This is a genomic window from Pseudomonas sp. 3A(2025), from assembly GCF_054589175.1.
This window is the reverse complement of sequence record NZ_BAAILM010000031.1, coordinates 1-21,351: the sequence shown is the minus strand read 5'-3', so window position 1 is coordinate 21,351 and position 21,351 is coordinate 1. Positions and strand designations below refer to the sequence as shown.

Annotated in this window: 20 protein-coding genes; 13 read left to right on the top strand and 7 right to left on the bottom strand. The window is 63.2% G+C overall.

Going from position 1 to position 21,351, the window contains the following annotated elements:
- Positions 1–36: 36 nt before the first annotated feature.
- From ACYP2A_RS11330 to ACYP2A_RS11290, 9 genes are read left to right on the top strand one after another with little or no spacing between them, the layout of a single operon-like run.
- The gene (locus ACYP2A_RS11330) at positions 37–807 is read left to right on the top strand and encodes a polysaccharide biosynthesis/export family protein (protein ID WP_459745251.1); all 771 of its coding nucleotides are present in this window, start codon (positions 37–39) and stop codon (positions 805–807) included.
- Between the two features lie 18 nt (positions 808–825).
- Positions 826–2,817: a GumC family protein gene (locus ACYP2A_RS11325; RefSeq protein WP_459745085.1), complete on the top strand. Its 1,992-nt coding sequence runs from the start codon at positions 826–828 to the stop codon at positions 2,815–2,817.
- Positions 2,817–3,995 carry a glycosyltransferase gene (locus tag ACYP2A_RS11320; protein ID WP_459745084.1) on the top strand — a complete coding sequence of 393 codons (1,179 nt, stop codon included), beginning with the start codon at positions 2,817–2,819 and terminating at the stop codon, positions 3,993–3,995. The genes ACYP2A_RS11325 and ACYP2A_RS11320 overlap by 1 nt, the downstream gene beginning before the upstream one ends.
- Positions 3,996–4,001: 6 nt before the next feature.
- Entirely contained in the window at positions 4,002–5,315 is a 1,314-nt protein-coding gene (locus tag ACYP2A_RS11315) for a glycoside hydrolase 5 family protein (protein ID WP_459745083.1), read from the top strand.
- A gap of 3 nt (positions 5,316–5,318) precedes the next feature.
- Entirely contained in the window at positions 5,319–6,536 is a 1,218-nt protein-coding gene (locus ACYP2A_RS11310; protein WP_459745082.1) for a glycosyltransferase family 4 protein, read from the top strand.
- A complete protein-coding gene (locus ACYP2A_RS11305) occupies positions 6,527–7,627 on the top strand; it encodes a glycosyltransferase family 4 protein (protein WP_459745081.1) in 1,101 nt (366 codons plus the stop codon). Before ACYP2A_RS11310 ends, ACYP2A_RS11305 begins: the two co-directional genes overlap by 10 nt.
- Positions 7,627–9,027, top strand: coding sequence for an O-antigen ligase family protein (locus ACYP2A_RS11300; protein ID WP_459745080.1), 1,401 nt, complete (start codon positions 7,627–7,629; stop codon positions 9,025–9,027). The genes ACYP2A_RS11305 and ACYP2A_RS11300 overlap by 1 nt, the downstream gene beginning before the upstream one ends.
- Entirely contained in the window at positions 9,024–9,845 is an 822-nt protein-coding gene (locus ACYP2A_RS11295) for an acyltransferase (RefSeq protein WP_459745079.1), read from the top strand. Before ACYP2A_RS11300 ends, ACYP2A_RS11295 begins: the two co-directional genes overlap by 4 nt.
- 10 nt (positions 9,846–9,855) lie before the next feature.
- Positions 9,856–11,262, top strand: coding sequence for a lipid II flippase MurJ (locus tag ACYP2A_RS11290; RefSeq protein ID WP_459745078.1), 1,407 nt, complete (start codon positions 9,856–9,858; stop codon positions 11,260–11,262).
- Here the strand turns inward: ACYP2A_RS11290 and lhgO are convergent.
- Together lhgO and glaH are read right to left on the bottom strand one after the other, a co-directional pair.
- Positions 11,243–12,463, bottom strand: coding sequence for an L-2-hydroxyglutarate oxidase (gene lhgO, locus ACYP2A_RS11285; RefSeq protein WP_459745077.1), 1,221 nt, complete (start codon positions 12,461–12,463; stop codon positions 11,243–11,245). The two genes, ACYP2A_RS11290 and lhgO, sit on opposite strands and share 20 nt — an antisense overlap.
- A gap of 10 nt (positions 12,464–12,473) precedes the next feature.
- Complete coding sequence (glaH, locus tag ACYP2A_RS11280) at positions 12,474–13,451, bottom strand: glutarate dioxygenase GlaH (RefSeq protein WP_459745076.1); 978 nt, start codon at positions 13,449–13,451, stop codon at positions 12,474–12,476.
- Positions 13,452–13,716: 265 nt separating this feature from the next.
- Between glaH and csiR the strand changes: the two genes are divergently transcribed.
- On the top strand, positions 13,717–14,331 hold the full coding sequence (csiR, locus tag ACYP2A_RS11275; protein WP_459745250.1) for a DNA-binding transcriptional regulator CsiR: 615 nt from the start codon (positions 13,717–13,719) through the stop codon (positions 14,329–14,331).
- A gap of 83 nt (positions 14,332–14,414) precedes the next feature.
- Here csiR and ACYP2A_RS11270 read toward each other — a convergent pair whose 3' ends face one another.
- Positions 14,415–15,350: a LysR family transcriptional regulator gene (locus tag ACYP2A_RS11270; protein ID WP_459745075.1), complete on the bottom strand. Its 936-nt coding sequence runs from the start codon at positions 15,348–15,350 to the stop codon at positions 14,415–14,417.
- A gap of 106 nt (positions 15,351–15,456) precedes the next feature.
- Between ACYP2A_RS11270 and ACYP2A_RS11265 the strand changes: the two genes are divergently transcribed.
- Positions 15,457–16,350: a CAP domain-containing protein gene (locus ACYP2A_RS11265; RefSeq protein WP_459745074.1), complete on the top strand. Its 894-nt coding sequence runs from the start codon at positions 15,457–15,459 to the stop codon at positions 16,348–16,350.
- A 68-nt stretch (positions 16,351–16,418) separates the two neighbouring features.
- Positions 16,419–16,607 (top strand): hypothetical protein, encoded by a 189-nt coding sequence (locus tag ACYP2A_RS11260; protein ID WP_459745073.1) that lies wholly within the window; start codon positions 16,419–16,421, stop codon positions 16,605–16,607.
- A gap of 14 nt (positions 16,608–16,621) precedes the next feature.
- Here ACYP2A_RS11260 and ACYP2A_RS11255 read toward each other — a convergent pair whose 3' ends face one another.
- The 3 genes from ACYP2A_RS11255 to ACYP2A_RS11245 all read right to left on the bottom strand — a co-directional run bounded on the left by ACYP2A_RS11255 (position 16,622) and on the right by ACYP2A_RS11245 (position 20,054).
- Positions 16,622–17,557, bottom strand: coding sequence for a LysR family transcriptional regulator (locus ACYP2A_RS11255; RefSeq protein ID WP_459745072.1), 936 nt, complete (start codon positions 17,555–17,557; stop codon positions 16,622–16,624).
- 58 nt (positions 17,558–17,615) lie between these two features.
- Complete coding sequence (locus ACYP2A_RS11250; RefSeq protein ID WP_459745249.1) at positions 17,616–18,821, bottom strand: cyanate transporter; 1,206 nt, start codon at positions 18,819–18,821, stop codon at positions 17,616–17,618.
- Between the two features lie 123 nt (positions 18,822–18,944).
- Complete coding sequence (locus ACYP2A_RS11245; RefSeq protein ID WP_459745071.1) at positions 18,945–20,054, bottom strand: MBL fold metallo-hydrolase; 1,110 nt, start codon at positions 20,052–20,054, stop codon at positions 18,945–18,947.
- Between the two features lie 133 nt (positions 20,055–20,187).
- On the opposite strand from ACYP2A_RS11245, the gene ACYP2A_RS11240 reads away from it, so the two are divergent.
- Positions 20,188–20,805 (top strand): TetR/AcrR family transcriptional regulator, encoded by a 618-nt coding sequence (locus ACYP2A_RS11240; RefSeq protein ID WP_459745070.1) that lies wholly within the window; start codon positions 20,188–20,190, stop codon positions 20,803–20,805.
- A 13-nt stretch (positions 20,806–20,818) separates the two neighbouring features.
- On the opposite strand, the gene ACYP2A_RS11235 is transcribed toward ACYP2A_RS11240, so the two are convergent.
- On the bottom strand, positions 20,819–21,351 hold a 533-nt coding region (locus tag ACYP2A_RS11235), incomplete at its 5' end, for a fumarylacetoacetate hydrolase family protein (RefSeq protein WP_459745069.1).

Genomic DNA, 21,351 nt, shown 5'->3' with positions numbered 1-21,351 from the left:
GGAGCGGTATTCATGGATCAGATGTTTTCCAGGCCTTTGAAAGGTCTGCTGCTGGCGACCTGCTTGCTAGTCATCAGCGCTTGCAACACCCCGGCCCGGGTAGGGGTACCGGACGACACCGCGCTGATCGAGGCGGGCAAGACGGCGGGGCTGGCGCTGGCGGGCAAACCGTTGCCGGCGCAAAAAATCCGCGCAGGCGACACCTTGCGCATCGTGCGCAACACCGGCGAGGCGCCAAGCATTTCGGCTTTCACCGCCAACAGTATCTATGAGCTGACCTTGTTCCAGGTGCTCACCGATGGCACCTTTTCCTATCCCTGGGTCGGCACCGTTCAGGCGGCGGGCATGACCGTGCCGCAACTGACCGAGCACTTGCAAGACAAGCTCAAGGGTATTTATCGCCAGACCGCGATGACCATCAATATCAACCAGGCACCGGGCAACACGGTGTTCGTCGGTGGCGCCGTGCGTAACTCCGCCAACCTGCCGGTGACCGTTGCCACGACGCTGGATCAGGCCATCATCGGTGCCGGCGGTGTAGCTCCCGACGGCGATGCGCAACTGGTCGCCCTGTTGCGCCAGGAAGACAACGGCCTCTACAAGACCTACTTCTTCGACTACAGCAAGATGCTCTGGGCCAGCCCCCAGTCGCCTCGGGGCCCGGTGCTGCTGCAACGCGGCGATGTGGTGTTCGTGCCCAAATCCACGGTCGGCAACAAGGCCGACGGGGTCAACCTGTACTTCAACCAACTGATCCCGTTCTCCAAGTCGCTTGGCTTTGGGGTGAATTACGAGTTGCAGAATTAAGCATCAGGGAAGAAGACAATGATCAATATCCGTTCATTTCGCGATCTGCTGCGCCTGTTTTTCATCTTCAGGCGTGAGGTGCAGACCACGGTGCTGGTGACCTTTGTGATCATAGTGCTGGGCGCGTTCTTGCTGCCCAACCGCTACGAGTCCACCGCATTGCTGCTGGTCAAGCCCGGCCGTGACAGCAGCACAGTGCCGATCGAGCTGTCCAACCGGCAATCTATCGTGGTGCCCAGCGGCTTGCGCGACCCGTTGCTGGACGAAGAGCGGATGCTCACCGGCCGGCCGATCAGCCGCACCGTGGCCGAAAAATACCTGGCCGATATGTCCAGGGCCCGCGAAGAAGCCGGCTTCCTGACCAGCGTCAAGAACCTGCTCAAGGACTCGGTGGATGGCGTATTTGGTGCCGGTCACCGGCTTCTCGAACTGATCGGCCTGGCAGAAAGACGCTCGCCCACCGAGCGCCTGGCCGAAAGTCTGGAAAAAGGCTTCAAGGTACGTCATGACCCAGGCTCTTCGGTCATGGAGCTGACCTTCACCTGGGATGATCCAACCGTGGCTCGCGATGTGCTGCGCAACTGGATCGAGGAGTACCAGTTACAACGCACCAAGACCCTGGGCAGGGTCAGCCTGTATACATTCTTCGACACCGAGGTCAAAGAAACCGGCACCAACATCATCACCTACAAGCGGCAGATCCAGGCCTACCTCAACCAGCTGGGCGCGGTGAGCATTTCCCAGCGCCTGGCCGACACCTCTCAGGGCCTCAATGACCTGCGCACCGAGCGCAACAACACCATCCGCGCCATCGCCTCGACCAAGGCCGGCCTGGACACCCTGAAAAAACAACTGGCCACCCAGCCCAAGACCGTCAGCTCCGGCCGCGAGCTGTCGCTGAACCCCAACCGTCAGGACCTGCAAAACCGTATCAACGGCAAGGAAGTCGAGCGCCAGGAACTGCGCCGCACCTTCTTTGACAACGCGCCGCCGATCCAGGCGATCAGCGAAGAAATCGAAAACCTCAAAAAACTGCTTCAGGAACAGCAGACCACGGTGCAGCGCTCGGAAAACATTACCCCCAATCCGATCTACAACCGCATGCAGAACGTCTACGCCGACCAGGAGACCAGCTATGCACGGCTGCTGACCCAGCTGACCCAGCAAGACCAGCAACTGGCGCAACTGGAAAAGGACCGGCTCCAGGCCCTGGCACTGGAACCTGAACTGTCACGCCTGCAAAACGAACTCGATGCCGCCGAGAAAAGCTACGCGCTGTACTCCGACAGCCTGGAAAAGGCGCGTATCGATCGCGAACTGGACAACAGCCAGATCAGCAACATCGCGCTCATCGAAGAAGCCACCCTCAACCCCAGCCGGGTCTTCCCCAAGAGCATGCTGATGCTGTTGCTGGCCTTGCCGCTGAGCCTGCTGGTGGGCTTGCTGGCGCTGTATTTCTTCTACCTGCTCGACCAGCGCATCCACGACGGCGACAAGATCGAAAGCCGCTTCGGGGTGCCGGTATGGACCAGCCTGCCGGACCTGGAGCGTGCCCAGGAACGCAGTGCCGCGTTCACCTCGCAACTGCACAAGGTCTACGGCATCCTGCCGCTGCAACAGGTTGCCGAAAAAGGCCTGGCCATCGGCTTCACCTCGGAGCACTCCGGTGAAGGCGTGAAGTTTGTCATCGAGCGCCTGAAAAACGTGCTGATCGAACACGGCCAGCACGTGCGCACCGAAGGCCCGGGACCCGCGATCCCTGGCGAGATCGTGCTGATCGACGCCTCGGGGCTGTATGGCAAGGACAAGCCTTTCGTACTGTTGCGCGACGCCGACCTGATCGTGCTGGTGGTGCGTGCGCAACAAACCACCGTACCGATGCTCGAAGATGCCTTGCACACCTTGAACACGGCCTTCAAACGTGTCGACGGCGTCATTCTCAACCGTCGCCGCTTCGAGGTGCCCGAGAAAGTGCTCAGGTTCATCAAGCGCCTGGGGAGCCGTGCCTGATGCGTATCGCCCTGCTCGCTCCGCTACCGCCGGAGCAGAATGGCATCGCTGACTATGCCGGCCACCTGCGCCACGCCCTGCAGGCGCTGGGGGTCGAGGTGCTGACGCCGTTGCAAGGGGTCGGCAACGACCCTCTGCAGGCCGAGCAACGGGTCGCGGACACCGACTGGCAGGGCATCGATCTGGTGCATGCCGAGGTGGGTGGCGGCCGGCTGGCCGAATTTCGCGCCCTGCGCGCCTTGCACCAGCGTTTGCCGCAACTACCACTGACCGCCACCGTGCATGACCCGGAGCGGCTGGTCTGGCGCCTGGAAAAACTGCCCTGGCCGCTGTCGCTGGCCAGCCGCCTGCCCTCGCCGGCCCCGGAAGTCGCCACCGTGCTGGCCGACCCGCTGTGCCTGCGCGCCGAACGCCAACTGGCGAAAAACATGACCCGCCTGGTGACCCTGACCCGTGCCGGCAGCCAAAGCCTGCGCCAGCGTATGCACCTGCGCGAGCAACAAATGATCGTCATCCCGCACGGCAACCTGGACATTGCGCCCGTGCCACTGCCGCCGTTGCAACCTTTGCGGCTGCTGTATTTCGGCTTTATCTATCGCGGCAAGGGCATCGAGGATTTGCTCGACGCGCTGGCCGGCCTGTTCGTCAGCCAGCCAGCACTGCGCCAGAGCGTGCGCCTGACCCTGGCCGGCGGCAGTGAGCCGGAAATGGCCTTTGGCGGTTCCGGCAGTTACCTGGATCAACTGCGCCAGCGTATCCGCCAACTGGGCCTGACCGACCTGATCGACTGGCAACTGGACCTGCCGGCCGCCGATATCCCTACAGTCATTCAGGCCCACCACGTGATGGTCTTGCCCTACCGCGAATCGAGCAAGCTCAAGCTGCTCGGCCAGTTGCGCGGCACCAGCGGTGCGTTGTCGTGGGCGGTGGCTTGCGGGCGCGGAGTGATCACCTCCGATGCCCGCTCGTTTGCCGAAGAGGTGTCGCACGGCAACGGCATGATCTACCCGCAAGGCAATGTGGCCGCCTTGACCGACGCGCTGGCCACCTTGTGCAACACGCCACACCTGGCCGAGGACTGGGCCGAGCGCGCCGCACAACTGGGCCGGCGGCGGGTCTGGAGCCACACCGCCGAGCGTTTTCGCGAGATGTTCCAGCAAGCCTGTCAGGCGAGGTGAACAGCCATGCACGTTAAATCCAGATCGCTACTTGCCGCTGCGCTGCTGGCAACCGGGCTTGCCTATACCGGCGAAAGCCTTGCCGAGACCGTGCTCAAGGCACCGCGACCGGTTGAGTGGCGCGACTTCCTCGGGGTCAACGTCCAGTTTCCGTATTTTGACCCCGAGGTGTACCAGTTGCAGATGGACCGCCTCGATGCCCTGGGGCTGGGCTGGGTGCGTCTGACCTTGCACTGGCCGCTGATCGAGCCGGTGCGCGACCAGTTTCAGTTGCAAACCGTCGATGCCGCCATGGCGGCGATGCAGAGCCGTGGCTACAACACCCTGGCTTATCTGGTCGGCTCGGCACCGTTTGCCAGCAGCGCGCCGGCCGATGCCGAGAGCCGCGATCAGTACCCGCCGTCCGACTTCAATCTGTTCGCCACGCGCATGGCGCGCCTTGCCCAACGCTACCCGCAGGTCGACACCTGGCAGGTCTGGAACGAGCCCAATATTGTCTGGCGGCCCAAGGAAGACCCGGTCGCCTATGGCCGCCTCCTCAGCGTCACCACTGAGGCGATCCGCAGCGTGGTGCCCGGCAAACCGGTCGCCACTGCCGGCATGGCCTATTACAGCCAGATGCACAGCACGCCGGGCTATATGCTGCAGACCCTGGTCGACGGCGGGCTGGGCCAGCAGAACATCGTCGCCGCCTACCACCCGTACTCCGAATACCCCGAAGGCGACTCGCCGCCGGACCGTGACTTTCTGGTGCGCGGCAACGCCATGAACCAGTTGCTGCACAGCAACGGCGTGCAAAACGTCTGGGCCACCGAATGGGGCTGGTCCAGCTATGCGGGACCGGTGGAGATGCAGGCGATCATCGGCCAGCGCGGCCAGGCCGACTACACCCTGCGCCGCCTGGCACTCATGAGCACCATGGATTACCAGCGCATCTTTCTGTTCAACCTGAGCGATCTGGACGAACGTGCCAGCGCCCGCGATCAGGGGTATGGCCTGGTCGACCTGCGCGCCAATCCAAAGCCTGTGTACCTGGCCTTGCAGAACTTTTTGAACATCACCGGTCCCCGCTTGTTGCCGGCCGATCCGCCGGCGGTCAGCAGCGTGCCGCGCGACCTGTACGCGGTGTCCTGGAGCCGCCCGGACGGTACGCAACTGCTGATGGTCTGGAGCGCCAGCAGCGCCAGCCTGACGTTCCCCAATATCCGCGAAGCCGTGGTGCACGACCCGCTGGACGGCACACGCAATTCGCTGGCCAGCCGTCAGGGTGTGACCCTGGCGCTACGACCGACCTTGCAGATACTGGAATGGAAGCCCTGAGCCATGCGCATTCTATGGACGCTGCCCTATCTGCCCTGGCCCACCACCAGTGGCGGCAAGACCCGGGAGTATCACCTGCTGCGCAACCTGGCGGCACGCGGGCACCGCATCACCTTGCTGGTGCAGTCCAAGACCGGGCTGGACCCGGAGTGCCGCCAGGCCATGGAACCCTGGCTGGAGCGCCTGATCGTGCTGCCCCGGCGCCCGTTGCGCAGCCTGCGCACCTTGCTGGCGGTGGCATTTGCGCCGGCGCCGATGCTGGCCAGCATCAATGGCTATGCACCCGAACTGGAGAGCATCTTCGAGGCCCTGCTGCAAGAACACTGGGACATTATTCAGATTCAACACACCTACGCCTTCCAGCCGTTCGAGCGCGCCCTGCAACGCAGCGGCAAGGCGTTTGTGTTGACCGAGCACAATGTCGAGTCGGCCCTGGGCGCGGCCAGCTACGACAAATTGCCGCGCTGGGCCGCGCCGTTTGCGCTGTATGACCGCTGGCGTTACCGACGCTGGGAAACCCGCGTGTTCCGCCAGACCAGCGAGTTGATCTCGGTCACCGAAAACGACGCCAAAGCGCTGTCGCGCCTGAGCGGCAAGCCGGTATCGATCGTGGTCAACAGCGTCGATTGCGGCTACTACGCCAGCGTCCACCCGGAGCGCGAGGGCCGCCATCTGTTGTTCATTGGCAACTACGAATACGCCCCCAATATCGATGCCGTGTACTGGGCGCTGGAAGAAATAATGCCTAAGGTCTGGGCCGCGCAGCCGGATGTGCACCTGACTCTGGCAGGCTTTGCCCTGCCCACCCACTGGCACGAAAAATGGCCCGACCCGCGCATTGAATGGATGGGCTTTGTGCAGGATCTACGCGCCCTGCAAAGCCGCTCGACGCTGTTCTTTGCGCCGTTGCGCCAGGGCGGCGGCTCCAAACTCAAGGTTCTTGAAGCCATGGCCGCCGGCCTGCCGATCGTCACCACCGGCCAGGGTGTCTCGGGGCTGGCGGTCGAGAACACCGAGCACTATCTGGGCGCCGAAGACGCAGCCGGGCTTGCGCAGTTGATCGTCGACTACATCGACGACCCGCTGCGCCTGACGCGTATCGGCGAAGCCGGTCGTGCCTATGTGCGCTCACGCCATGACTGGTCGGTGTCGGCTGCCCAGCTCGAAGGCATCTACACCCGAATCACGCCCCCTCAACCCGGAGTGCGCCCATGCGTATAGGTCTCGATTATCGTGCCGCCGCCGGTTACCCGATCAGCGGGATCGGCCGGCAGAACTTTGCCCTGGAAACGGCCTTTCGCGCCTACCCTCAATCGAGCCTGCAATTGTTTGGGGTAGCGCCTTATGACCATCCGATTCGCAAGCGCATCTTTGCTCCGCGCTGGGCCACGCCACTCGACTCCGTACACCGCCTGCCCGTGCGCCTCAAATTCGAAGGGCTGTTTTTACCCGGTGCCCTGCGCGATGCCGGTATCGAGGTGTATGTCGCCAACATCAATATGGGCCTGCCACTGGGCAAGAAACCGGCGGGCCTCAAATACGTGCTGCAACTGCACGACCTGTTTCAGTTGACCGAAAACAACAGCCATGGCTCCAGGCTCAAGGCGCGGGTGTACCGGTTTACCGACCAGCAATCGATTGCCCACTCGCTGCGGGTTGCCGATCAGGTCTGGGTGCCGTCGCAGTTCACCGCCAACGAGGCCGTGCGCCTGTTTCCCTGGGTGCAAGGCAAGCTGCGGGTATTGCCGCACGTGGTCGAAGGCTTCAAGGGTGAACCTGCCGACATCGGCCATCTGCAACTGCCCGAGCGCTACTGGCTGTGCGTCGGTACCCGCGAACCACGCAAGAACATTGCCTGGCTGGTCGAGGCCTGGCAAACCGCACGCCTGCGCTTTGCCCAGGTGCCGGATCTGGTGCTGGTCGGCGGCGACGATCCGCTCAGCGAGGCGCAACGCAACCTGCCCGGCCTGCACGTGCTGCGCGGCCTGGAGGATGCCGAGCTGCACGCGGTGTACGCACAGGCCGAACGACTCTGGCACCCTTCACGGGCCGAAGGCTTTGGCCTGCCGGTCATCGAAGCCTTGAGCACCGGCACGCCGGTGGCGGTGGCCAGCGGTTCGTCGCTGGATGAAATCACCCCGCCCGACAGCCCGCGCTTTGTCACAGACGACAGCGCCGCCCTGGTGCGCTTGATGGGTGTCTTGTCGAGCGCCGCCCCTGAAGACCCGGCGCCGCTCAAGGACTGGGCAGCGCGCTACAGCCTGGACGCCTTCCACAGGCGAATCCATGCGGCCCTGGAGGAGTTGCGCTAATGCCCATCGCCCTGCCCGTCGGGTTGATCGTCGCGGTCCTGTTCGGCCTGCTGATCTGGCTGACACCCCTGTCGATGGTGCTGCTGATCCTGGCCGGGATGGCCTCGATCGTCACCGTGATACGGCGCCCGCACCTGGGCTTGCTGCTGTTCTGCGTGCTGGGTACTTTCATTCCCTACTCGACCATTCAGATCGGCGTACGCACCACGGTGTCCGAAGCGCTGATCATGCTCACCTGGGGCAGCTACCTGCTACAGGCCATGCTCTTCGACAAGCCCCGACAGCCCGACATGCTGCAAGCGGAGCGCCTGTTGCTGGCGCTGATGCTGTACAGCGCCTTTCCGTTCGTGGTCGGCGAGGTCACGGTGGTGGCCGAGGGCAACGGTCCGATCAACTGGGTGCGCTGGCTGTTCAACCTGTCGATTTTGTTTCTGGTACCGCGTCTGCTGCTCGAACGTAAAGTTCTGGAACAAGTGGTCACCGCAATCATGCTTGGCACGCTGGCGCTGTTGCTGTTGTCGATCCCGGTGTTCGTGGTCGAGCGCAGCGCCACCTCGATGATTCCGATCCTTGATGTGCTGGGCTACAGCGGCGTCGACACACTCAACAGCAGCCTGCTGTCGCTGTCCGACCGCATGGGCTCGCCATGGATGCACCCCAACGTGGCGGGCGGGGCGCTGGCGATGATTTTGCCGCTGGCCTTCTGTTTTGGCATGACCCGCAGCGGCGGGCCGCGCAGCGTGGCGCTGGCCGTGGCCGGGCTGGGCGCCATCGGCCTGCTGCTGACCGGCTCACGCGGGGCGCTGCTGAGCCTGATCGCGATCATGCTATGGATGGCGCGACGGCGCATTCCGCACCTGGGGCGCATGTTGATTGTCGGCGGCTTTGCCGGCGTCGCGCTGCTGGTGTTTTACCCGCCGTTGCAAGACCGGATCATGAGCCTGTTTTCCGACGACGACACCAGCACCGCGATCCGTTTTCTGGAATACAGCCACTTTCCCGACGCGGTGGCGACCTTCCCGTTCGGCATCGGCTTCAAGGTCGACCCGCCGGTGCTCAACTACACCGAGTTCGGCATTTCCAACCTGTGGCTGAACTTCATCTACAAACTCGGCCTGCCCGGCATGCTGCTGTTTATCGCGATCACCGTCAGTTGGTGGCGGCAAGTGCGCCCGCTCAAGGGGCCGATTGTGTTGACGGCCGACAACGCCATTGCTCTGGGGACGACCAGCGGTGTACTGACCGCGTTGTTCAGTGGTCTGTTCGACCATTACTTCAGCTTCACCAGCGTGCTGGTCGCGCTGTTCTGGCTGTTTGTCGGCATCAGCCTGCATGAGTCCAGGCGCCTGCGCGAAAAAGTCACTGCCGACTTCAAATCCGACCAGGGAGAACGCCCATGAAACATCGCATGATGCACTCGCATAACCTGCGCGAGGCACTGCCCGAATACGCTGAAAAAATGGGCGTCAGCCTCGAAGAGCTGCAAGCCACCTGGCAATGGATGCTCGACAACGAAGTGGCCTTTGAAACCCGCATCAAAGACACGACCCTGTCGTTCATCTGCTACCTGAACATCGAACCGCGCATCGAGCCGCCGCTGGCGCGACGCTTTTACCGTTTGCTGGCCAGCGAACTGCACGGCGCGCTGATTCCGCTGTATGGCATCAACTGGCCGACGCTGCGCGACCGCATGCTGCGGGTCTGGGAGCAGGCCTACAACATCCTGATCTGCAAGATCCCCAGCCACACCGTGCGCCTGGCCTGGCTGCGCCTGGGCGGGGCGAAAATCGGCAAGGGCTCAACCGTCTGGCGCAATACCGAAGTACTCGGCGTCGACAGCCTGCGTATCGGTGACGACACCACGGTGGGCTGGCACTGCCAGCTCGACGCTCGCGGTGGGCTGGTCATCGGCGATCACGTGACCATTGCCTCGCACGTGCTGATCATCGCTGGCGGCCACGACCTCAAGGAGCCGGAATTCTGGGCGGTTGGCGGGCCGGTGTTCATCGGCGATTACGCCTGGATCTGTAGCCGTGCCCTGCTCTCGTTCGGTGCCGACATTGGCGAAGGCGCCGTGGTCGGCGGTGCCAGCGTGGTGTCCAAGCCGATCCCGCCGTATGCCATCGTCAGTGGCCCGAATGCCGAAATCAAAGGTGAACGGGCGCGTAATCTCAAGTACAAGGTGGGCGGCAAAGGCCTGTTCACCTTGTTCCACTGATTACACCCGCATGCTCGGCTCGACGCTGTGGTTGACCATCGCCACCCTCACCGGTCTGGCGGCCGGCTTTGCCCGTGAATGGCTGCTGGTCGCGGCCTGGGGCGCAGGCAGCCAAAGCGATGCGTTTCTGGTGTCGATGTTTTTACCCGAAGCGCTGCGCATGTCACTGGCCGGCGGCCTGCTCAGCGCCGCCGCGCTGCCGCTGTTTCAGCAACGCGACACGCTGCAACAAGGCCGCTGGCTGGCCAGCCTGACCCCGAGCCTGGTACTCGGTGCGCTGCTGTTCAGCCTGCTGCTAAGCGTGGGCGCCAGCCTGTGGGTACGCCTGATCGGCCCGGGGCTGGACGCCGATGGGTATGCGCAAGCCGCCAGTAGCCTGCATTGGCTGGCCTGGTGCGCACCGGGCTTTGTCTTGCATGCGTTGCTGTGCGTGCCGTTGCAGGCCAAGGCGCGTTTTGTCCTGGCCGGACTTGGTTCGCTGCTGTTCAACCTGCCGCCGGTGCTGTATCTGGCGATCCAGAACCATGCCGCCACGCCCACCGGGCTGGCCGCTGCCTGCCTGTTGGGCAGCCTGCTGATGCCGGCGGTGTTGCTGCCCAGCCTGTACCGCCTCGGCTGGCGACCGTGGCGCCGCGATGCCGAGGCCGGCGCGCTGCGTGAACTGCTGCAACGCATTGGCCCGCTGCTGGGCAGCAATCTGGCCAGCCAGGGCCTGGCGTTGCTGGAGCGCATGGTCGCCTCGCTGCTGGGCGAAGGCGCGGTGACCTGGATCAATCTGGCGCGCAAGCTGATCAACCTGCCGCTGATTGCGCTGATGAGCCTCAATCAGGTGCTGCTCGGCCTGATGAGCGGCAGCGCCGGCCAGCAACGTCTGGGCCTGCTGCGCCGCGGGCTGGCCAGCGCCACCCTGCTGACCCTGCCGGCGGTGGCCGGGCTGATCGGCGCGGCTGGCGCGCTGGTGGTGCTGCTGTTGCCGCAACAAACCCATGACAGTCCTCTACCCACATTGCTGGCCTGGTTTGCCACACCCTTGCTGTTCAATGCCTGGAACGCCCTGCTGGCGCGCTACGCCTACGCCGACGGCGATACCCGCCTGCCACTGAACTGCGAACTGCTCGGCAGCCTGTGCAATGCCGTGCTGCTGGCGCTGTTGCCTTGGCTGCTGGGCATCGACGGCATTGCCCTCGCCGCGCTGGGCGGTGCACTGGTCACCGGCGCGCTGTTGCTGCGCCGCCAGGCCCTGCTGCACGTGGCGCCGTGGCGCAGTCATGGCCTGCTGGCGGTGATCGCCATGCTGCTGGCGGCGCTGCTGTTGCACCCGCTGCAATCGGTACCGCTGCAACTGGCGCTGAGCACAGCATACGGCGCAGCGCTGCTGGTCGGGCTAGGCCTGTGGCTCAAGCCGTGGCGGGCGTGAGGCGTGTTGTCGAAACCTGCTCGCGGACCTTGTCGACAATGTACGCGCCAATTGGAATCGCCGAGGTCGCGGCCGGTGACGGCGCGTTGCAGACGTTGAGGCTGCGCGCGGTGTTGACGAACAGGAAGTCGTCGATCAGCTTGCCCTCGCGCGATACAGCCTGGGCGCGCACGCCGGCCGGATACGGGGTCAAGTCGGCCTTGGTCAGGCTTGGGCAATACTTCTGCACGCGCTTGAGGTAGCCGCCCTTGAACATCGAGTCTTTCATTTCTGCCAGCCCCGAGCCCAGGTTGTTGGCCAGCACTTTGAGAATGCCCGGCGAGGTGAAGGTCTCGAAAAGGTCCGCTGCGCTGATATCCGACTTGCGATAGCCCTCGCGCTTGAACGCCAGCACCGCATTGGGGCCTACGGTCACGCTGCCGTCGATCATGCGCGTCAGGTGCACGCCCAGAAACGGCATCGACGGGTCCGGGATCGGGTAGATCAGGTGATTGACGATCTGGTTGTGCTGGCTCGGCAAGCGGTAATACTCGCCGCGAAACGGGCAGATGATGAAGCCGGGCTCGACGCCAAGCATGCGCACCACGCGGTCGGCCATCAGCCCCGAACAGGTGATCAGGTAACGGCTGTGCAGCTCGTCGCGCGGCGTGCGCACCACCACTTCATCGGCGCGTTCATCCAGGCCGATGACCTCGGCGCCATAACGAATCTCGCCACCGGCAGCCTGAAATTCCCTGGCCATGGCGGCGGTGACTTCGGCGTAATTGACGATGCCACTGGACGGCACGAAGATCCCGCCCTGCCCGACGATGTTGGGCTCACGCTCACGCAGTTCACCGGCCGACAGCCAGTAACGCTCCAGGCCGTTGGCCTCGGTGCGCTCCCACAGCACCTTCATGCGCTGCATTTCCAGTTCGTTGGTGGCCACCAGCAGCTTGCCGCACTCGTCGAAGTGGATGCCGTGCCGGGTGCAGAACGCCTTGGTGGCCTGGTTGCCCTCAAGACAAAAGCGCGCCTTGAGGCTGCCGGGGGTGTAATACACCCCGGCATGGATCACGCCACTGTTATGCCCGGTCTGGTGCCGGGCCGGGCCGGACTCCTTTTCCAGCAAGACCACCCTGGCATCCGGGTAAAGCTGCATCAGTTGCATGGCTGTCGACATGCCGACGATGCCGGCGCCGATGATGATGAAGTCGTACACAATCGTTACCTCACTGGCCGCGCTGGTACAAAGGCTTCTGGAAACTGACATAACCACGCTGACGCATCAACTCGCGGCGCAGGCCGGCATGCGGCGTGAAGCGGTCACGGCCGTGCAGCCAGAACAGGTTGTTGATCAGCACGAAACTGCCCACCGGCACCGGAACCGACAGCGTGTGCGCGCAGCTTTCCAGCGAGTCCGACAGCGCCGACAGCCAGATGCCCTGCTCGAAGTTTTCCGGCTGCACGAACTGGTCGATGTAGCGCATGGTCGGCCGGCCTTCGGCGTCGGTGTCGAACACCGAATGGAACACATCCTCGCTGACTTTCTTGCTCGGCGGCGCGGTCCAGCGCATCGGTTGACGGGCCATCGGGTGGCGAAAAAAGGTGTCGAGCTGTTCCCAGTCATCCAGGTGCAGCAGCAGGGAATTGCCGCCGTCCATATTGCGCTCGTCGATCTTGAGCATCAGCACATAGTCGGTGAGCTGATTAACGAAAGTGCCGTCGTTATGCAGCTCCATGACCCGGTGTGGCTGGCGCAGATAGCTGTCGGAATTGTCAGTGTTGGCAACCACGAAGCGCGCATAAAACTGGCCGCTCATGGCATCGAAGTTGGAGCGCCCGATCAGGTGCGCGCAGGCGGTGGTGAACTTGACCATGTCGTCAGCCTGGCTGACATCGTCCAGCCCCAACGGAGTGATCAGCATGCCGCCGCTGGCGCGATTGAGGATGGTGTTAAGCAGCACCGGGCGCAGCGTGCCCTGGCACAGCTCATCGAGTATCTGCCCGACCCGAAAGCGCAAAAAGGATTTGTATTCCAGCGCCTGGACCGGCCATTGCGCCACTGCCGCGACAAAGGCCTGCACGGTTTGCGGGCTAAAGGTCAATTCCAGCAAACGTGGCGACTGCCGCGACGGCTGGACGCTGAAGCCTTGGGGTTCGGCTGGCATCGGCATCACAAGGTCTTCGATCTTGGCAAAAGCATTCATGGCGATTTCCTGACTGGGAGTTTGGCAAGGCGCTGAAAGGCCGGGCAGGTGAAAAATATCGTCACAAATATAAAATGTCTACATTTTTGTATTTTGAGCACAAAATATTTCAACGTCGATTTTCCAGGGCAAACGACGTTTGGGTATCATCGGCAAAACGATGGAAGGAACAGATCCCTTGGAAACACTCTCGTCACTGCGCAATACGTCGGTCAGCTCGGCAGTCAGCGGCTATGACGGTCTCAAGCAGGACATCATTCGCGGGGTGTTCAAGCCTGACGAGAAGCTGTTGATGAGCACGCTCAAGGAGCGTTACGACCTGGGCGTCGGCCCGTTGCGCGAGGCGTTGTCGCAACTGGTGGCCGAGAAACTGGTGATCGCCATCAACCAGAAAGGCTATCGCGTGGCGCCGATGTCAGTGCAGGAGATGCAGGACATCTACGATGCCCGCGCGCACCTGGAGGCGATGATCGTCGGCCTGGCCATCGAGCGCGGCGACGATGCCTGGGAGGCATCGGTAGTGGCCAGTTCGCACACCCTGGCCAAGGTGGTCGAGGTCAATACCCGCGAACAGCGCCTGAACCTGTGGGACCAGCGGCACAAGGCGTTCCATACCGCCATCGCCGCCGGCTGCGGCTCGCGGCACCTGCTGCAGGCGCGTACTTACCTGTTCGACCAGGCCGAGCGCTACCGGCACCTGTGGCTGACCCACACGGTGTTTTCCGAGCAGGCCTTGCAGCAAAAGCGCGAAGAACACAGCGCACTGGTGGCGCTGATTCTGGCCCGCGACACCACCGGCGCCAGCGCGATGATGCGCAGCCACCTGATGACCCCGGTACCGATCATCGCAAGCATCATGCGCGAGAATAATCGCCTCTGAGGCTCGCAGGACAACACGGCCTCATGGGCATTACCCCGTATTTCGCCAATATTTCGTCTGGCACCGAATCTGTAGGAGCCGCTTTAGCCGGGAAAGCCGTTACGCGGTTCCCGCCCGGCCGGCAGTTCAGAACAGATGTTCTTGAGGGTCTGGCGCAGCCAGCGGTGGGCCGGGTCCTTGTCGAAGCGCGGGTGCCAGGCCTGAATCACCGTCACCTCTTCCAGGTCCAGCGGCACGTCAAAGGCGCGCATGCGCAGGCCCAGGTTCTGCATGCCCCAGACCACCGGTTCCGGCAGCGGCAACAGCAGGTCGGAGCCGGCCACGCCAAAGATTGCCGAGTGAAAGTGCGGGGTGATCAGTGCTATCCGGCGCTGTAAACCCAGTGCCGCCAACGCGGGGTCGATCGGCCCTTGGGCGCGGCCCCGGCGTGAAACGCTCACGTGATCGTAGGCGGCGAAGCGCTGCGGCGTGATCGGCGCCTCGAAAATCGGATGGCCTTCGCGGGCCAGGCAGCAGAAGCGCGTGCTGAACAGGCTCTGCATCTTGATCTCCGGGCCGAAATTGCGCCGCGAAGCGATGTACAGGTCGATACGCCCCTCGCGCAGCGCATCGTCATCGCCCACCCCCTCAGGCACAAAGCGCAAGGTGCAACCCGGTGCGCCGGCGCGCATCGCATCCATCAGCCGGGCGCCAAAGGTGCCGAAAAACACATCGTTGGAGCGCACATTGAAGCAGCGTTCCAGGGTGCTCATGTCGACTTCGTCGCGGGCCTGAAACAGCTGCGCGGCCTGCTCGATCAGTTCGCGCACCTGGGCCTGCACCGCCAGCGCCCGCGGTGTCGGCACCAGGCCACGACCTGCGCGAACCAGCACCGGATCGCCCAGCGCTTCACGAATGCGGGTCAGGGTCCGGCTCATCGCCGCCGGGCTCAGGTGCATGCGCCGCGCGGCGCCCACCACGCTGCCTTCGTCCAGTAAGGCGTCCAGCGCAATCAAAAGATTCAGATCGGGGAGTTGCATGCCGTCATCCGTTGTCAGAGGAACACGATGATAGCGCGAAGCCAGACGGGTCGCCGAGAACGGTGAAATCGCGCATCATGTGCCCTCTGTTGTAAGGGAGTTCCCGATGCGCCTGATATCTACCCTTGTGCCGCTTGCGGTGTTGTCATTGAGTCTGTCGTTCAGCGCCGCGGCCGATGAAGTCCCTGCCGGTCAGACTTTTGCCGGTGAATCAGTGCGCCTGCAGGAAGCGATCAACAGTTACCGCAGCCAGGTGCAACCCTGCGCAGGCCAGGCCTCGGCCGAACTGCCGCCACTGGCCGGCGACCCGCGCCTGATCATGCCGGTCAGCAACACCAGCGACCTGCGCCAGGCCATGACCCAAGCGTCTTACCCGATGGTCACGGTGCAGGCCATTACCCTGTCCGGGCCACGCGATGCCGATGCCGCCATGCAGGCGATTCAGGAAAGCTTTTGCCAGGTGGTGCTCGACCCGCAATTCGTCGACATCGGCATCAGCCGTGAAGGCCGCGACTGGCGCATCGTACTGGCCCGCCCGCTGCTGACCTCGCGCCTTGGCACCTCACAAACCGAAGGTCAGGCGCTGCTGAGTTTTCTCAATACCGCCCGCAGCCAGCCGCGCCAGTGCGGCGGGCAGTCGTTCAACGCCGCCGCCCCGCTGAGCTGGAACGCCAGCCTGGCCGCCGCTGCCGAAGGCCATAGCCGCTCGATGGCCAACAATAACTTTTTCGATCACAAGGGCCGCAACGGCGACACGCCGGGCGACCGCGCCGAACTGGCCGGCTACTTTGCCCAGCAGATCGGCGAAAACATCGCCGCAGGCCAGGACAACGCGCGCAAGGTGGTCGACGGCTGGCTGGCCAGCCCCGGCCATTGCGCTGCCCTGATGAACCCCGGCTACAGCGAAGTGGGCGCCGCCTATGCCGCCGACCCGAAAAGCAATGCCGGGATTTACTGGACCGCGTTGTTTGGGGCGCCGGCCCAGGCAGGGACTGAATGACAGACCGAATGAATCTTGCTTGCTGCACGCGGCCTAACGTCAGGTGATTGCCCTTATGGAGAATGACCATGACCCAGCAACCTGATTCAGACAACGAGCCAGCAGAGCGTGAAGACCTCGACCATAAGCCGGAGAACGCCGGCAACGTAGGCGAGAAGCACAAACGTTTGAACGAGAAAGGCGAGCAACCACGTCCTCCGGCTCAGCCTGAAGGTGAAAACGAACTGGATGGCGAGGGTGAAAAAGCACCGTTGTAACGCTCCGTCAGGCGTTATAACAACCCTCGCGCCGCACAGACTTTCACCACTTGCTCGCGCAACCAGCCGTTGGCTTCTGTGCGCTCGGCCTGCTCGCTCCAGATCATGTCCAGGGTAAAGCCCGGCAATTGCGGGGGCAGCTCGCAGAAGCCCAGCCACGGCTCGTTGCCCAGCAGCGCTTCGATGCGTCTGGGCAGCGCCAGCAGGCAGTCGCTGCCTTCAAGTAACTGCAAGGCGGCGCGGTAGCTGTTGCTGCGCACGGCGATTTCCCGGGTCAGGCCCTGTGTGCGCAACCAGCCGTCGATCATGTTGTTGTCCGAGGTCCATGGCGTCGGAAAGATATGCCGCCTGGCCGCATAGGTGCTCAGGTCGAGCCGGGCATCGACAGGCAGGCTCTGGCGGTCCATCACACAGACCAGATCGTCTTCGAGCAGCACCTGGCTGCACAACCCCGCCGGCAAACGATGAAAGCCCGGACCGAAACACAAGGCCAGGTCGTAACGGCCGTCCTGCAAGGCATCGGCCGGCAGGTCGCGGTCGAGCTTGTGCACGTTGACGCTCACCGCCAGCCCCGCCTCACCGAAGCCGCGCATCAGATGCGGCAGCACCAGCAACTCGAAATATTCGGGCGCACAAAGGGTAAAGGTGGTGGCTTGCTGCCTGGGGTCGAAGGTCATCAGGCCGTCGTGGCACAGGTTGACCTTGTGCAGGATCTGCTGCACATGACCGAGCATGGCGACGGCCTTGCGGGTCGGGTGCATGCCGTTGCGGGTGCTGATGAACAGGTCGTCATCGAACTGGGCACGCAGCTTTTTCAGGCAATAGCTGACGGTCGACTGGCTGACATGCAGCGCCTCGGACACCAGCGTCAGGTTGCGCTGCTCATAGACCGACACGAATACCATCAGGTCTTGCATGTCCAGTTTGCGAAGTGCATTGCTGTTGAGCATGGAGTGGTCTCGCCGGCTCTGATCGGATCCGTCGATAGCACAATACCATCAAAGCCTTTCAGGCTGCATGCACCACCGCGGCGGGGGGTTGAACCTGCAAATGCCGCGCATACAACCTGGGATCAAAACGCACCACGATCAGCAACATGATTGCCACCAGTGCCAGCAACGACCACCACGCGGCGCTGAAGCTGCCCAGTTGATCGCGCAGCACCCCGGCCAGCAGCGGCGACAGGCTGGCGATCAGATAACCGATGCCCTGCACGAACGCGGTCAGGGCGCCGGCGCATTGCGGATCTTCCACGTGGTCCATCGACACGATCAGGCTCATCGGAAACAATCCGCCGATGCCCAGCCCCAACAAGCTGGCCCACAACAGGCTGGCCTGTTGCGGCAGCAGGATCAGCCCGGCAAAACCGCAGAGCATCAGGCCCAGCAACACCGCCAGCACCCCGCGCTTGTCGCGGCTGCGATTGGCCAGTGCCGGTGTGACCAACCCCGACACCACTTCCATCAGGGTCAGGTAGCCCAGCAGCAGGCCAGCATGTTGTTCGCTCCAGCCCTGCTCTACGTAATATGGCGCCAGCCACGCCAGTACGCAGGTGTAGGCGGCGGTGCCCAGGCCAAAGAAGATGCCCAGCGTCCAGGCACGCGGCAGGCGTGCAAACGACGCCCTGCGCGGTGCAGTCGAGGGGCCGTCGGCCTGCAGCCGGGGACGCTGCAAGGTCCATGAAAGCAGGCCGAGCACCGCCAGTACGGCCCAGATGGCCAGGCCAGCACGCCAACTGCCGGTCAGGCTCAGTACCGAGGGCGCCAATGACGCCGACAACGCTGCACCGCCCATGATTGCCGTGACGTACAGGCCCATGCACAACGAGACATTGTTTTTGAAGCGCGCCTTGATCAGGGTCGGCATCAGCGCCTGAACCATGGCGATGCCCAGACCGGCCAGCACCGCACTGACGATCAGCCAGGCAGTGGAATCGGCAAACAGCCGCGCCAAAGTGGCCAGGCCGATCACCCACAGCGACAGGCTGATGCTGCGGTACACGCCCAGCACACCGGCCAGGCGCAGACCAAAGAACATCGCCAGGCCCATGGCCATGACCGGCAGCATGGTCAGCAGCGAGGCGAGGCCGAAGCCCAGCGGCAGTTCCAGACGGATCGCCGACAGCAACGGCCCCACCGCCGCCATCGACGGTCGCAGGTTCAGCGCCACAAAGACCACACAGGCCAGCAGTGCAATACTCTGCAGGCGGGTCATCGACGATGAAGCAGGTGAGGCGTCTGGCACGGCGGTTTCCTTGTGTTAGTCAGGAAACCATTAGGCAAGACCCCGCGCCCACCGGCAAATCAGAAAATAGCGCGGGCTATCGAAAAATCAGGATCAGGCATTTTGCCGCCGCCCTTCACAATTGCCGCTGCACCACAGTTTGCGGATTTTGCTGGCGGGCTGCGCTTTGGGCTCTGGTGCTTCGTCGACCTCCAGCCACCAGCTGTCGCCGTGGCTGGGGTACTGCACGTAGAAGGCCTGACCCATGCGCGGCGTGGTGATGTTGACGTTGTTTTCCCAGCCCAGGGCGAGAATGCGATCAAACGGCTCGTGCCATTCATGCATCGCCAGATCGAAGGTGCCGTTGTGGATGGGCAGCAGCCAGCGACCACGCAAGTCCTTGTGCGCCTGCAGGGTTTCTTCGGGCTGCATGTGCACCATCGGCCATTGCACGTTGTAGGCGCCGGTTTCCATCAGGGTCAGATCGAACGGGCCATACTGCTCGCCGATCTGTTTGAAGCCGTCGAAATAGCCAGTGTCACCGCTGAAGAAGATCCGCTGCGAACCGTCGATGATCGTCCAGGAACACCACAGGCTGCGGTTACCGTCCCACAGGCTGCGCCCGGAAAAGTGCTGCGAAGGGGTAGCGACAAACTCGATGCCGGCGATTTGCGTGGACTGCCACCAGTTCAACTGCTGCACCTTGTGCGCTGGCACGCCCCACTGCACCAGCGTGTCACCCACGCCCAGTGGCGCCAGAAAATGCCGGGTTTTGGCGTGCAGGGCCTGGATGGTCATGTGATCCAGATGGTCGTAGTGGTTGTGCGACAGAATCACTGCCTCCAACGGCGGCAGGTCTTGCAGGCTGATCGGCGGATTATGAAAGCGCTCGGGACCAGCCCATTGCACAGGCGATGCGCGCTCGGCGAACACCGGGTCGGTCAGCCAGAATTTATTGCGCAGCTTGAGCAGCACGGTGGAATGGCCCAGGCGCCAGACGCTGTTGTCGGGCGCGGCAAGCAGTTGCTGGCGCGACAAAGGCTGCACCGGAATACGCCCGGCAGGCCGGGTGCCGGCCGGTTTGTTGAACAGTTGATCCCAGAACACACCCAGGGTACGTCGCAGACTCAGGGGCTTCATCGGCGCAAGATTACGGTAACGGCCCTGCTCGCGAGACAAGACGGGCAAGGTCGGGACGTCCGGATTTCGGTGGGTCTTGGCCATGGTGTGCTGCTCCTGGGTGCTGAATGCATAAAACAATTACACTACACGGTGTAGTTTTAAGCTTGCAGGAATGTCGCAGACAAGTAAACTGCCGAGTGTAACTTTCTCTAAACGTATGTTTGAAGCGGACCCTATGACCACCCCCCTACGCATGACCGACCAGAAACGCGAAGCCATTGTTGTGGCGGCGATTGCCGAGTTTCGCGACCGGGGGTTCGAAGTCACCAGCATGGACCGTATTGCCGCCCGTGCGCAGGTGTCCAAACGGACGGTCTACAACCACTTTCCGAGCAAGGAAGAGCTGTTCGCCGAAATGCTCCAGCGCCTGTGGAGCCGCGCCGCGCCGCCCGCCGATGCCACCTACAAGTCCGGGCGCAGCCTGCGCGAGCAGTTGCGCGACTTGCTGCAAGACAAGATGGACACGCTGAACGACAGCAATTTCCTTGATCTGGCCCGTGTGGTGCTGGGTGCGACCATTCATTCGCCGGAGCGCGCCCAGGACTGGATGAACCGCATCAATGAACGTGAAGAAACCTTCGCTGCCTGGATTCGCGCCGCCCAGCAGGACGGACGCCTGAAGCCGGTAGACGCCGACTTCGCCGCCAGCCAGATCCACGCGCTGCTCAAGACTTTTGCCTTCTGGCCACAACTGACCTTGAACGCTGCACTGCTCGATGAGCAGAAACGCCATGAGGTGGTGGAGTCGGCGCTGGATATGTTTTTGGGCTGGTATGCGGTGCCGGCTGCGTAACTCGGCCCTCTATTTACCCCACCACCCTGCCCCGGCATTCGCCAAAACCGATCGACACCTGCCCTTCGCCCCGGCACCGGGCACGCAAAATAACTTCGTCGCCGTCCTGCAAAAATCGTCGTTCCTCGCCATCGGCCAGCACCACGACCTGCGTGCCGCCTTCGGTCATTTCCAGCAAGCTACCGAACTGCCCTGCCTCTGGGCCGGACAAGGTGCCGGTGCCCAGCAGGTCGCCGGCTTGCAGCTTGCAGCCGTTGACGCTGTGGTGGGTAATCATCTGCGCCACGGTCCAGTACATGTGCAGGCTGTTGCTCGATGACAGGCGCTGGGGCGGCAGGCCTTGGCGGCGCATGCGTTCGGTGAGCAGCAGCACTTCCAGCTCGATGTCCAGCGCACCGCCCTGCTGGTCGGCAGGGTCGAGCAGATAATTCAACGGTGGCGGATCACCCGCCGGCCGCGCCGGCTGCGGCCGGCGAAAGGGCGCCAGTGCCTCGACACTGACCACCCAGGGCGACAGGCTGGTGGCAAAACTCTTGGATAGAAACG

Excerpts from the sequence above, each read along its gene's own strand:
- ACYP2A_RS11325 (WP_459745085.1), top strand. The coding sequence starts at position 826 with ATGATCAATATCCGTTCATTTCGCGATCTGCTGCGCCTGTTTTTCATC.
- ACYP2A_RS11300 (WP_459745080.1), top strand. The coding sequence starts at position 7,627 with ATGCCCATCGCCCTGCCCGTCGGGTTGATCGTCGCGGTCCTGTTCGGC.
- ACYP2A_RS11315 (WP_459745083.1), top strand. The coding sequence starts at position 4,002 with ATGCACGTTAAATCCAGATCGCTACTTGCCGCTGCGCTGCTGGCAACC.
- ACYP2A_RS11245 (WP_459745071.1), bottom strand. The coding sequence starts at position 20,054 with ATGGCCAAGACCCACCGAAATCCGGACGTCCCGACCTTGCCCGTCTTG.
- ACYP2A_RS11310 (WP_459745082.1), top strand. The coding sequence starts at position 5,319 with ATGCGCATTCTATGGACGCTGCCCTATCTGCCCTGGCCCACCACCAGT.
- ACYP2A_RS11260 (WP_459745073.1), top strand. The coding sequence starts at position 16,419 with ATGACCCAGCAACCTGATTCAGACAACGAGCCAGCAGAGCGTGAAGAC.
- ACYP2A_RS11290 (WP_459745078.1), top strand. The coding sequence starts at position 9,856 with ATGCTCGGCTCGACGCTGTGGTTGACCATCGCCACCCTCACCGGTCTG.
- ACYP2A_RS11295 (WP_459745079.1), top strand. The coding sequence starts at position 9,024 with ATGAAACATCGCATGATGCACTCGCATAACCTGCGCGAGGCACTGCCC.
- ACYP2A_RS11240 (WP_459745070.1), top strand. The coding sequence starts at position 20,188 with ATGACCACCCCCCTACGCATGACCGACCAGAAACGCGAAGCCATTGTT.
- ACYP2A_RS11265 (WP_459745074.1), top strand. The coding sequence starts at position 15,457 with ATGCGCCTGATATCTACCCTTGTGCCGCTTGCGGTGTTGTCATTGAGT.
- ACYP2A_RS11255 (WP_459745072.1), bottom strand. The coding sequence starts at position 17,557 with ATGCTCAACAGCAATGCACTTCGCAAACTGGACATGCAAGACCTGATG.
- ACYP2A_RS11305 (WP_459745081.1), top strand. The coding sequence starts at position 6,527 with ATGCGTATAGGTCTCGATTATCGTGCCGCCGCCGGTTACCCGATCAGC.
- glaH (WP_459745076.1), bottom strand. The coding sequence starts at position 13,451 with ATGAATGCTTTTGCCAAGATCGAAGACCTTGTGATGCCGATGCCAGCC.
- ACYP2A_RS11250 (WP_459745249.1), bottom strand. The coding sequence starts at position 18,821 with ATGACCCGCCTGCAGAGTATTGCACTGCTGGCCTGTGTGGTCTTTGTG.
- ACYP2A_RS11270 (WP_459745075.1), bottom strand. The coding sequence starts at position 15,350 with ATGCAACTCCCCGATCTGAATCTTTTGATTGCGCTGGACGCCTTACTG.
- ACYP2A_RS11320 (WP_459745084.1), top strand. The coding sequence starts at position 2,817 with ATGCGTATCGCCCTGCTCGCTCCGCTACCGCCGGAGCAGAATGGCATC.